We start from the raw sequence: 12508 nt of genomic DNA on the forward strand, positions 1-12508 counted from the left end.
GTATTAAAGGCGGAAAAAGAATTCAATCAACGCGTCAGAATCGTATCAACAGTGAGATTCGCGCTCATGAAGTTCGTTTAACAGGTTTAGATGGCGAACAGATTGGTGTTGTTAGTCTGAAAGAGGCTCTTGAGAAAGCCGAGGAAGCAGGTGCTGATTTAGTAGAAATTAGTCCTAATGCCGAGCCGCCGGTTTGTCGTATTATGGACTACGGCAAATTCCTCTATGAGAAAAGTAAGACTCTCAAAGAACAGAAAAAGAAACAAAAAGTTATTCAGGTCAAGGAAGTTAAATTCCGTCCTGGTACAGATGAAGGCGACTATCAGGTCAAACTACGCAACCTGATTCGTTTTCTTGAAGATGGCGATAAAGCTAAAGTAACACTACGTTTTCGTGGTCGTGAAATGGCGCACCAACAAATCGGTATGGAAGTGCTTAACCGCATCCGTCAGGATTTGGATGAACTGGCAACTGTTGAATCTTTCCCTAATAAGATTGAAGGTCGTCAGATGATCATGGTGCTCGCACCGAAGAAGAAATAATCGGGCAACTCAAGTAATAGCGCCAACTCTTCGGAGTTGGTAGTTATTCGCCTAATTATTTTATGTTATTAACAATGCGAAGTGGATTATAGAAATGCCAAAGATTAAAACAGTACGCGGTGCAGCTAAACGCTTTAAAAAAACTGCAGGTGGTGGCTTTAAGCGCAAACATGCTAACCTCCGTCACATTCTGACTAAAAAATCAACTAAGCGTAAACGTCATTTACGTCCAAAAGGCATGGTCTCTAAAGGAGATTTAGGCCTGGTCGTAGCTTGCTTACCATACGCATAAGTATCATTTTTTAACAGAATTCAAGACATTAGGAGATTAATATGGCTCGTGCTAAACGTGGCGTTGTCGCCCGTGCTCGTCACAAAAAGATTTTAAAGCAAGCTAAAGGTTATTACGGTGCACGTTCACGTGTATATCGTGTTGCTTTTCAGGCTGTTATCAAAGCTGGTCAATATGCGTACCGTGACCGTCGTCAGAAAAAACGTCAGTTCCGTCAACTGTGGATTGCGCGTATCAACGCAGCAGCTCGTCAGAACGGTATGTCTTATAGCCGTTTCATCAATGGTCTGAAAAAAGCATCCATTGAAATCGACCGTAAGATTCTGGCTGACATCGCTGTATTCGACAAAGTAGCATTTGCTGCACTTGTTGAAAAAGCGAAAGGTGCTCTGGCTTAATTAGTCAGTAAGTAGAAGAGGGAGTTTTCTCCCTCTTTTATTTTGTTTGAATTTATGGCTTAATGTTAGAAATTCAATAAGTTAATACTCAACGAGATACAAAAAATGTTAAGTTTCGCTTTTTTCCGCTTCTTTTTTTACTTTAGCGCCTAATTTAGGGGGCTTTTGCGCGTAAGAAAAGAAACGAAAAGTAGCGCCTGAAGCCTCCAATATGGAGGCTTTTTTGTTTTCAACTCTCATCTTGAGAGAGAAATCAAAAAGGCAATTTTTTAATCGTCATCATTGATAACAACTAATAGACCTCATCAGGTCAAAGGAAGAGGAAACGATGCCACATCTCGCTGAACTCGTTGCTCAAGCTAAAGCAGCTATCGAAGAGGCACAGGATGTTGCTGCGCTGGATTCGGTTCGTGTTGAATACTTGGGGAAAAAAGGTCATTTAACGCTTCAGATGTCCACGCTGCGCGACTTACCCGCTGAAGATCGTCCAGCTGCAGGGGCTGTCATTAATCAGGCTAAACAAGAGGTTCAGCAAGCGCTGAATGCTCGTAAAGAACAGATGGAATCAGCAATATTAAATGAACGTCTATCTGCTGAGAAAATTGATGTCTCTTTGCCTGGTCGTCGCATTGAAAATGGTGGCCTTCACCCAGTCACTCGTACTATTGAACGTATTGAAACTTTCTTTGGCGAATTAGGCTTTTCTGTTGAGAATGGCCCTGAAATTGAAGATGATTATCATAACTTTGATGCGTTAAATATCCCTGCTCATCATCCAGCAAGAGCAGACCATGATACATTCTGGTTTGATGCCAAACGTTTGTTACGTACGCAAACTTCAGGTGTGCAAATTCGTACCATGCAAGACAAACAACCACCTATCCGTATTATTGCACCTGGTCGCGTATATCGTAATGATTACGACCAAACGCATACCCCAATGTTCCACCAAACTGAAGGCCTGATTGTTGATAAAGATATTAGCTTTACCAACTTAAAAGGCACATTGCACGATTTTCTAAAAAACTTCTTTGAAGAAGATATGGAAATTCGCTTCCGTCCTTCTTATTTCCCATTCACAGAGCCTTCTGCAGAGGTTGATGTTATGGGTAAAAATGGTAAATGGCTGGAAGTATTAGGCTGCGGTATGGTGCACCCAAATGTATTGCGTAATGTTGGTATTGATCCTGAAGTATACTCAGGTTTTGCGTTCGGTATGGGTATGGAGCGCCTAACAATGTTACGTTACGGTGTAACTGATTTGCGTTCATTCTTCGAAAATGATCTTCGTTTCCTCAAACAGTTTAAATAAGGTGGGATTATCTCATGAAATTCAGTGAACTTTGGTTACGTGAGTGGGTAAACCCAGCGATTACTAGCGAAGAACTTTCTGAACAGCTGACGATGGCGGGTTTAGAAGTTGATGGCGTAGAAAAAGTTGCCGGTGATTTTCACGGTGTTTATGTGGGGGAAGTTGTTGAATGTGGACAACATCCTAATGCTGATAAACTGCGGGTGACAAAAGTCAACGTAGGCGGTGATAGATTATTAGATATCGTTTGTGGTGCACCTAATTGCCGTTTAGGTTTAAAAGTTGCTGTCGCAACTGTTGGCGCTGTATTACCTGGCGATTTCAAAATTAAGGCAGCCAAATTACGTGGCGAATCATCAGAAGGCATGTTGTGTTCATTTTCTGAATTAGCTATTTCAGAAAGCCATGATGGTATTATTGAATTGCCTGCTGATGCGCCTATTGGTATTGATATTCGTGAATACTTAAAACTTAATGATAATGCAATTGAAATTAGCATTACACCTAACCGTGCTGATTGCTTAAGTATTATGGGTGTAGCTCGTGATATCGCAGTAGTCAATAAAATGGAGTGTCAAGTGCCAGATATGGCACCAGTAGAAGCGACCTCTGCGGCAACATTCCCTGTCCGAGTTGAAGCGCCACAAGCATGTCCTCGTTATTTAGGGCGTGTTTTCACTAATATAAATGTGAAGGCCAAAACACCTTTATGGATGCAAGAAAAACTGCGCCGTGGTGGGATCCGTTCTATTGATCCAATTGTTGATATTACCAATCTGATTTTATTGGAAATGGGGCAGCCTCTACATGCGTTTGATCTTGATCGTGTTGAGGGTGCTGTTGTTGTCCGTATGGGTAAAGATGGTGAGAAACTGACTTTACTTGATGGCAATGAAATTACATTAAAAGACGATGTATTAGTTATTGCTGATGAAAAACAAGCTTTAGGAATGGCGGGTATTTTTGGTGGTGAATCTTCAGGTGTGAATGAGGAAACCAAGAATGTCTTCTTAGAGTGTGCATTCTTCTCTCCATTATCAATCACGGGGCGCGCCCGCCGTTATGGCTTACATACCGATGCATCTCATCGTTATGAGCGTGGCGTTGATTCAGCGCTTCAATATAAAGCAATAGAACGCGCGACTAAACTTTTATTAGAAGTGTGTGGTGGTGAAGTTGGTAAAGTGATTGATGTCACAAATAAAGAATTTTTACCCAACATTGCTCCAGTTAAATTAACTCGTGCAAAACTAGACCGCTTATTAGGTCATAAAATTGATGGTGCACAAGTTCTCGATTCATTAACTCGATTAGGTTTTGGTGTTACTGTCGAGAATGATGGTTGGTTAGCAACTGTGCCAACATGGCGCTTTGATGTGCAAATCGAAGAAGATTTGATTGAAGAAGTTGCCCGTATTTATGGTTATAACAATATTCCTGATGTACCACTGCGCGCTGATTTAATTATGACCAATCATCGTGAAGCGAACTTGCCATTAAAACGTGTAAAAACGATGCTGGTAGATAATGGATTTCAAGAAGCGATTACTTATAGCTTTGTTGATCCTAAGGTACAAAGTTTATTGCATCCTAACGAAGAAGCGTTAATTTTACCTAATCCAATATCATCAGATATGTCTGCAATGAGATTATCATTATTGACAGGATTATTAACGACTGTGGTTTACAATCAGAATCGACAACAAACCAGAGTTAGGTTATTTGAAGCAGGTCTGCGTTTTGTTCCTGATAATCAAGCAGAATATGGAATACGTCAGGAACTTATGCTTGCTGGTGTGATTGCGGGCAACCGTTATGAAGAACATTGGTCTTTAGATAAGCAAACTGTTGATTTCTTTGATTTGAAAGGTAATATTGAATCGATTCTGGAATTGACAGGCCAGTTAGATGAAATTACATTTAAATCAGCCGAGCATCCAGCCCTTCATCCGGGACAAAGTGCTGGGATTTATCTGAGAAATGAATATATTGGCTGTATTGGTGTTGTTCATCCAGAGCTTGAACGTAAACTTGATTTAAACGGCCGCACGGTTGTATTTGAAGTACGTTGGGACGCTATTGCAAACCGCAATTTACCGCAAGCAAAAGCTGTTTCACGTTTCCCTTCAAATCGTAGAGATATTGCTGTAGTTGTTCCGAATGATGTAGCTGCAGAGGATATTTTAGCCGAATGTAAGAAAGTTGGCGGAAATCAAATAGTTGGCATAAACTTATTTGATGTGTATTGTGGTAAAGGAGTAGCAGAGGGTTATAAAAGCCTCGCTATTAGCTTAATCTTGCAGGATATCGAGCATACTCTGGAAGAAGATGAGATTGCTGCAACAGTCAATACCTGTGTAGCAGCATTGAAACAGCGATTCCAAGCATCCTTGAGGGACTAGACCTATGGCGCTTACAAAAGCTGAAATGGCAGAAAATCTGTTTGAAAAACTTGGTGTTAGCAAACGCGATGCAAAAGACCTTGTAGAAGCCTTTTTTGAGGAAGTGCGTCGTTCTCTGGAAAATGGAGAACAGGTGAAGCTGTCTGGATTCGGAAACTTTGACCTGCGTGATAAAAATCAGCGCCCTGGTCGTAACCCGAAAACAGGGGAAGATATTCCTATCACAGCTCGCCGTGTTGTAACTTTCCGCCCTGGACAAAAATTAAAGAGCCGGGTTGAGAGCGCGACACCGAAAGAGTAATATTTAGAGCACCCAAAACGGCCTTCTTTGAAGGTCGTTTTTTTTTACTTATGATTTTTACAAGGTGATTTATTATTTTGTGATGTTATTAACGTAATAAAAATATTTTGCTTTATTTATAAATAGTATAAACAGTTTTTTTGACGTGCAATAGATTGGTCACTACACACTCATTATTATTCAACAAATCAAAACATTCTTATTTTGATGATTCTTTTTACATTCAGATTTCTTTCATACTACTTTATCTTTTATAAATACTATAATTAGTCAAATTATTAACCTATCTTGGGTATGAAAAATAAAAGCGAAAATAGATAAAGTTAAGGGAAATAAAAACAGATATGAAACTATAACTATTATGACTAATGAAAAAGATAACCTTCTTTATCAACTTAAAAAGAAGCAGCAAAAAAGCGATAATAAAAAATTATTTTTTATGACGATAGTCGTATCTCTTCTGGTTGTTTTTTCGCTCTCTGCTGGAGAGTTGTGGTTGTTTCCTAATCAATGGTTTTCCGCCGAGGCTAAATTATTTGTTTGGCAGATCCGGCTTCCTAGAATACTGGCCGTAATTATTGTTGGTGCAAGTTTAGCTATTGCTGGTGCAGTTATGCAGGCATTATTTGAAAATCCATTAGCAGAGCCGGGATTATTAGGTGTAAGTAGTGGGGCGGGTGTTTGTGTCGTATTATTAATTACTTTACAAATAGGAACAACCTATTTGTTAATAAGTAGTGCTGCGATATTAGGTGCTCTAGGTATCACTCTTTTATTGATGTTTTTTACACAAATTAAAAAACTTTCCAATGCACAGTTATTATTAATTGGAGTGGCGTTGGGTGTAATGGCTAGTGCGATAATGACATGGCTTGTCTATTTCAGCTCTGCTTTAGACTTAAGACAGCTTATGTACTGGTTGATGGGCAGTTTTAGCGGAATTGATTGGCGTCATCAGCTATTATTTTGGGCATTACTTCCCATCATTTTACTTTTATTTTGGCAAGCCGATATGCTGAACTACCTTTCTTTAGGAACTTTCAGAGCAAAACAGTTAGGTATTTCAGTTCAACAATGGCGCAATAGATTTATTTTAGCTGTTGGGTTACTTGTTGGGTTAAGTGTGGCGTTAGCCGGTGCTATAAGCTTTGTAGGGTTAATTGTTCCACATTTATTAAGATTATGTGGCATTACTCATTACAAAACGTTATTGCCAGCATGTGCAATTACAGGGGGCGGATTATTGGTTTTAGCGGATCTTTTATCCCGGCTGATACTAAATGGTGCAGAAGTTCCTATTGGCGTTGTTACAGCTACTATTGGTGCACCTCTGTTTATTTGGTTATTAGCGACAAAGAAAATGGGGCGTTAACCTAATGACACTGCTCAAAATAGATAAAATTAGCGTACCAAATAGACTAAAACAGATTACAGCAAGTGTTGATTTTGGCGAAAGAATTCATCTTATTGGTGCTAATGGTGCAGGAAAAAGTAGTTTATTAAATGTACTTGCAGCAGAACTTTCATTTAGTGGGGACGTATTTCTAAACGAAACCTCAATAAGACATTATAAATATTATGATCTTTCTAGAATACAAGGCTTTGTTATACAACAATCGGAAGCTTTACCATTTATGCCTGTTTTCCACTATCTTTCGTTATTTCATCAATTATCAGAAATGAATAGTAAACAGCTGAATATATTATTTCATGATTTTCAAATAGATAAGTTATTGTCAAAAAATATTCAGCATTTATCTGGTGGTGAATGGCAACGCGTGAGAATTGTTGCGGTATTTATACAACTATGGGCTGGTGACGATTTGAAAGGAAAACTAATGTTACTTGATGAGCCCATGAATAATTTAGATATCGTGCAATTAACAATATTAGATAAGTGGCTAGATAAATTTTGCCAATTAGGCGGTTCTATAATGATGAGCACTCATGATTTAAGACTCAGTTATTTAAAAGCGAGCAAAGTATGGCTAATTTCTGAGGGTATTTTAATCGGTTCAGGTACAACAGAGATACTATTAGATGAAAACTTGCTATCTACTACTTTTAATACTGAAATCAAATGTCAGAATATAACAAATAAGGTCGATTGGCAGGTTATTTAACTTAATAGCATATCTAAAACATACTCAGCGGAAATTATTAAGCTTTCTTTAAGACTTTTTAATAAGAACTAATGCTGAGAAACTACAATTTGTATATAATTGTTTTTTATTCATTCATTAACTAGGCTACATTTTTATGAGTCATTTTCTTCCATTCTCCCGTCCAGCTATCGGGGATGAAGAGATCAAAGCCGTTGAAGGTGTTCTGCGTTCAGGTTGGATCACTACTGGCCCTCAAAACCATCAGCTTGAACAAGACTTCTGTAAGAAATTTGGTAGCAAACATGCTATCGCAATTTGTTCTGCGACAGCGGGAATGCATGTTGTTTTGATGGCTATGGGAATTGGCCCTGGTGATGAAGTTATTACTCCGTCGCAAACATGGGTTTCAACGATTAATATTATTACTTTACTCGGTGCTGAGCCTGTAATGGTTGATGTTGATCGCGACACATTAATGGTAAGCGCTGACGACATTAAAAAAGCAATAACATCAAAAACTAAAGCGATTATTCCTGTTCATTATGCAGGTGCTCCTTGTGATCTTGAGGCCCTAAGAGCTGTTGCTGAAGAGGCAGGTATTCCTCTTATTGAAGATGCTGCACACGCAATAGGGACACGTTATAAGAATGAATGGATTGGAGAAAAAGGAACCTCTATTTTTTCTTTTCATGCAATTAAAAACGTGACTTGTGCCGAAGGTGGACTTGTTGTCACCGATAATGATGAATTAGCTAATAGAGTGCGTTGCTTAAAATTCCACGGTTTAGCGGTTGATGCCTTTGATAGACAAATTCAAGGCCGCAAACCACAGGCTGAAGTTGTTGAACCCGGCTATAAATATAACTTGTCTGATATTCATGCTGCGATAGCTGTCGTTCAATTAAACCGACTCGATGAAATGAATGCAAAGCGTGCAGAATTAGTCGAGCTGTATCGCGAAAAATTAAAAAACTCACCATTATCAATGCTAAATATTCCACAATACCCACATTTACATGCTAATCATCTCTTTATGGTTCGAGTTGATAAAAAAGTGTGTGGGATTGATCGCGATACTTTTATGGAAAAACTTAAGCAAAAAGATATTGGTACAGGGCTACATTTCCGTGCTGCTCATACTCAAAAATATTATCGTGAGCGTTATCCTTCCTTATCCCTTCCTCAATCGGAGTGGAACTCTGCGACGTTATGCTCGTTGCCATTGTTCCCTGATATGAGTAATGAAGATGTTATTCGCGTTACAGATGCGATCAATGAAATCCTTTCGGAGCACATCTAGTGTCAACATTTGATAAAATCAATAAAGTTTCAGTTGTTATTCCTGTTTATAACGAAGAAGAAAGTCTGCCTGTTCTTTTAGAACGCACAATTAAGAGTTGTAAGCAACTTACCCAAGAGTACGAATTGATCCTTGTTGATGATGGTAGTAGTGATAATTCTGCAAAAATGCTGGTGGAAGCCGCTGAAATTGAAGATAACCATGTTATTGCTATTATTTTAAACCGTAATTACGGTCAACACTCCGCTATTATGGCGGGCTTTAATCAAGCTAAAGGTGACTTAGTTATTACATTAGATGCGGATTTGCAAAATCCGCCAGAAGAGATCCCACGTTTAGTTGCTACAGCTGAAGAAGGCTATGATGTTGTTGGAACTCGCCGTCGTAATCGCCAAGATTCATGGTTTCGTAAAACAGCCTCTAAAATGATCAATGCCATGATAACCAAGGCAACGGGGCGTTCAATGGGTGACTACGGCTGTATGTTAAGAGCCTATCGTCGTCACATTGTTGAAGCAATGTTACAGTGTCACGAACGCAGTACATTTATTCCTATTTTAGCGAATACTTTCGCTCGTCGTACTATTGAAATTGAAGTGGGTCATGCTGAGCGCGAATATGGTGATTCAAAGTACAGCTTTTTAAAACTCATTAATTTGATGTATGACTTATTAACTTGCCTAACAACCGCACCATTGCGCTTATTAAGTGTCGTAGGAAGTGTGATTGCTGTCGCTGGATTTTTACTCGCCGTACTTCTAATTGTACTACGACTTATTTTCGGTGCGATGTGGGCTGCTGAAGGTGTGTTTACACTCTTCGCTATCTTATTCATGTTTATCGGTGCGCAGTTCGTTGCAATGGGTCTATTAGGTGAATATATAGGCCGAATTTATAATGATGTAAGAGCGCGTCCTCGGTATTTTATCCAAAAAGTGGTTGGTGTTAAACAAACCAACGAAAATCAGGAAGAAGACTAATGAAAGCAATCGTATTTGCCTATCATGATATTGGCTGTGTCGGTTTAAAAGCACTTGAAAAAGCAGGTTTCGATATTCAAGCTGTATTTACTCATACTGACGATCCTAACGAAAATCATTTCTTCTCATCAGTTGCTCGTGTGAGTGCTGAGATGGGCTTGACTGTATTTGCGCCAGAAAATGTCAATCACCCTTTGTGGATTGAGCGTATTCGTGAAATGAAGCCTGATGTCATTTTCTCTTTCTATTATCGTCATATGCTAAGTGAAGAGATCCTGAATCTAGCACCTAAAGGTGCGTTCAATTTACATGGGTCTTTATTACCAAAATATCGTGGTCGCGCACCAATTAACTGGGCTATTGTTAATGGCGAAACGCAAACGGGTGTTACTCTGCATAAAATGACAGCAAAAGCAGATGCAGGTGACATTGTTGCTCAAGAAACAGTGACTATTGGTGAAAACGATACATCTCTTATTTTGCACGAAAAAGTTAAAGAAGCAGCTGAAAAACTAATGTTGAGTGTTTTACCACATATTTCTTCAGGTGATTATTCAACAACTAAGCAAGATGAAAACCAAGCAACCTATTTCGGTCGCCGTAGCGCAGAAGATGGGTTAATTGACTGGAATGCAGATGCTAAAACTGTTCATAATTTAGTTCGTGCTGTAACAGAACCTTACCCTGGCGCATTCACCTTTTTAGGTGAGCGTAAAATGACCATTTGGCGTTCACGTCCTATTAATGATAATCAAGGTAAACGCCCAGGTACGGTTATTTCTACTGAACCTTTAGTGATTGCTTGTGCTAACGGTGCGATAGAAGTTGTGACGGGGCAAAGCGAGAATGGTTTATATGTTCAAGGTAGCCGTTTAGCTTCTGAAATGGGTATCGTTACCGATGTACGTGTTGGGCCAAAAGCAACAGCACAAGTTAAACGTCGCAAACGTGTTCTGATTTTAGGTGTAAATGGTTTTATCGGTAACCATTTAACTGAGCGCCTGTTAAAAGATGATAATTATGATATCTATGGTATGGATATCGGCTCTTCTGCTATCGAACGTTTTATTGGTAACCCACGTTTCCACTTTATTGAAGGCGATGTAAGCATCCATACAGAATGGATTGAATATCACATTAAAAAATGTGACGTTATTCTGCCTTTAGTTGCGATAGCTACACCAATTGAATATACCCGTAATCCATTACGTGTATTTGAATTAGACTTTGAAGAAAACTTAAAAATTGTACGTTATTGCGTTAAATATAATAAACGTATTATTTTCCCATCCACTTCAGAAGTTTACGGAATGTGTGATGACAAAGAATTCGATGAAGATAATTCTCGCTTAATTGTTGGCCCAATCAATAAACAGCGTTGGATTTACTCAGTTTCTAAACAACTGTTAGACCGCGTTATTTGGGCATATGGTGCAAAGGAAGGTCTGAAATTTACTTTATTCCGTCCATTTAACTGGATGGGGCCGCGCCTTGATAATTTAAACTCTGCTCGCATTGGTAGTTCGCGCGCAATTACTCAGCTAATTTTGAACTTAGTTGAAGGCTCACCAATTAAATTGGTTGATGGCGGTGAACAAAAACGTTGTTTCACAGATATTAATGATGGTATCGAAGCTTTATTCCGCATCATTGAGAACCGTGATAATAAATGTGATGGCCAAATTATTAATATTGGTAATCCAATTAACGAAGCAAGTATTCGTGAATTAGCAGAAATGCTGTTAGATTGCTTTGAAAAACATGAGTTACGTGGGCATTTCCCTCCATTTGCTGGCTTTAAGAAAATCGAAAGTAGCAGCTATTATGGTAAAGGCTACCAAGATGTTGAACACCGTAAGCCAAGCATTAAAAATGCAGAACGTTTATTGGATTGGAAACCAACGATAGAAACACGTCAAACAGTTGAAGAAACATTAGATTTCTTCTTACGTGGCGCAGTTGAAGAGTTAGGTAACAAATAATGAAGAAAGTTGGCTTGAGAGTCGATGTGGATACTTATCGAGGAACTAAAGAAGGTATTCCGCAGTTGCTGGAAGTATTTGCCAGACATAACATTCAGGCCAGCTTTTTCTTCAGTGTCGGTCCAGACAATATGGGGCGCCATTTATGGCGCCTTTTGCGACCGAAATTTCTGTGGAAAATGCTAAGGTCAAATGCTGCGTCGTTATATGGACTTGATATTTTGCTGGCAGGAACAGCGTGGCCAGGTAAAAAATTGCTCAAAATTTAGGGTATTTGATGAAACAAACCCAAGATGCAGGTCATGAAGTAGGTTTGCACTCGTGGGATCATCAAGGTTGGCAAGCAAAAGTAGGGCGTTGGACGACGGAAGAATTAACGCAACAAGTTCATTTAGGTGTCGAAGCACTAGAAAAAGCACTTGAAGGTCCTGTTAAATGTTCGGCTGTTGCTGGATGGCGAGCAGATGAGCGTGTATTAACAGTTAAAGAAAACTTTCAATTCGATTACAATAGTGATTGTCGAGGAACGCATCCTTTTAGACCTATTTTAGCAAATGGTTCTATCGGTACGGCGCAAATTCCAGTAACATTACCTACTTATGATGAAGTGGTTGGTACAAAGGTAAAGGATGAGGATTTTAATCAATTTATTATTGATGAAATCAAAAAAGATAAAGGAATACCTGTTTATACTATCCATACTGAAGTTGAAGGAATGTCAAAAGCAGCTCAATTCGAGCAGTTACTGGCAATGATTGCAAATGAAGGCATCGAATTCTGCCCACTAAGCGATTTATTACCGAAAGATAAAGAAACGCTTCCGATAGGCAAAGTTGTTCGATCTGACTTTCCGGGTCGAGAAGGCTGGTTAGGGTGCCAACAAGAGGTCTAACA

At 39.2% G+C, this 12508-nt stretch carries 11 protein-coding genes, 1 pseudogene and 1 other annotated feature; all 12 genes and pseudogenes read left to right on the forward strand.

Going from position 1 to position 12508, the window contains the following annotated elements:
* The first annotated feature begins 2 nt into the window (after positions 1–2).
* Positions 3–542, forward strand: a complete 540-nt coding sequence (gene infC, locus PH4a_RS14205) for a translation initiation factor IF-3 (protein WP_074379346.1) — start codon at positions 3–5, stop codon at positions 540–542.
* Positions 543–636: 94 nt separating this feature from the next.
* The gene (gene rpmI / locus PH4a_RS14210) at positions 637–834 is read left to right on the forward strand and encodes a 50S ribosomal protein L35 (protein WP_004263702.1); all 198 of its coding nucleotides are present in this window, start codon (positions 637–639) and stop codon (positions 832–834) included.
* 41 nt (positions 835–875) lie between these two features.
* Positions 876–1232 carry a 50S ribosomal protein L20 gene (rplT, locus tag PH4a_RS14215; RefSeq protein WP_036937406.1) on the forward strand — a complete coding sequence of 119 codons (357 nt, stop codon included), beginning with the start codon at positions 876–878 and terminating at the stop codon, positions 1230–1232.
* Between the two features lie 102 nt (positions 1233–1334).
* Positions 1335–1460, forward strand: a sequence feature (Phe leader region).
* A gap of 100 nt (positions 1461–1560) precedes the next feature.
* Positions 1561–2544 (forward strand): phenylalanine--tRNA ligase subunit alpha, encoded by a 984-nt coding sequence (pheS, locus tag PH4a_RS14220; RefSeq protein WP_064719710.1) that lies wholly within the window; start codon positions 1561–1563, stop codon positions 2542–2544.
* A 14-nt stretch (positions 2545–2558) separates the two neighbouring features.
* Complete coding sequence (pheT, locus tag PH4a_RS14225; RefSeq protein ID WP_129040632.1) at positions 2559–4946, forward strand: phenylalanine--tRNA ligase subunit beta; 2388 nt, start codon at positions 2559–2561, stop codon at positions 4944–4946.
* 4 nt (positions 4947–4950) lie between these two features.
* Positions 4951–5247, forward strand: coding sequence for an integration host factor subunit alpha (gene ihfA / locus PH4a_RS14230; protein WP_036937394.1), 297 nt, complete (start codon positions 4951–4953; stop codon positions 5245–5247).
* 361 nt (positions 5248–5608) lie between these two features.
* On the forward strand, positions 5609–6619 hold the full coding sequence (gene btuC / locus PH4a_RS14235; RefSeq protein WP_129040634.1) for a vitamin B12 ABC transporter permease BtuC: 1011 nt from the start codon (positions 5609–5611) through the stop codon (positions 6617–6619).
* A 4-nt stretch (positions 6620–6623) separates the two neighbouring features.
* Positions 6624–7370 carry a vitamin B12 ABC transporter ATP-binding protein BtuD gene (locus PH4a_RS14240; RefSeq protein ID WP_129040636.1) on the forward strand — a complete coding sequence of 249 codons (747 nt, stop codon included), beginning with the start codon at positions 6624–6626 and terminating at the stop codon, positions 7368–7370.
* A 136-nt stretch (positions 7371–7506) separates the two neighbouring features.
* Positions 7507–8652, forward strand: coding sequence for a UDP-4-amino-4-deoxy-L-arabinose aminotransferase (gene arnB / locus PH4a_RS14245; RefSeq protein ID WP_129040639.1), 1146 nt, complete (start codon positions 7507–7509; stop codon positions 8650–8652).
* On the forward strand, positions 8652–9632 hold the full coding sequence (gene arnC, locus PH4a_RS14250) for an undecaprenyl-phosphate 4-deoxy-4-formamido-L-arabinose transferase (protein WP_129040641.1): 981 nt from the start codon (positions 8652–8654) through the stop codon (positions 9630–9632). The genes arnB and arnC overlap by 1 nt, the downstream gene beginning before the upstream one ends.
* The gene (gene arnA / locus PH4a_RS14255; RefSeq protein WP_129040643.1) at positions 9632–11614 is read left to right on the forward strand and encodes a bifunctional UDP-4-amino-4-deoxy-L-arabinose formyltransferase/UDP-glucuronic acid oxidase ArnA; all 1983 of its coding nucleotides are present in this window, start codon (positions 9632–9634) and stop codon (positions 11612–11614) included. Before arnC ends, arnA begins: the two co-directional genes overlap by 1 nt.
* Positions 11614–12506: pseudogene (arnD, locus tag PH4a_RS14260) on the forward strand (4-deoxy-4-formamido-L-arabinose-phosphoundecaprenol deformylase). Before arnA ends, arnD begins: the two are co-directional and overlap by 1 nt.
* Positions 12507–12508 lie beyond the last annotated feature (2 nt).

This window comes from Proteus hauseri (assembly GCF_004116975.1).
Classification (GTDB): domain Bacteria; phylum Pseudomonadota; class Gammaproteobacteria; order Enterobacterales; family Enterobacteriaceae; genus Proteus; species Proteus hauseri.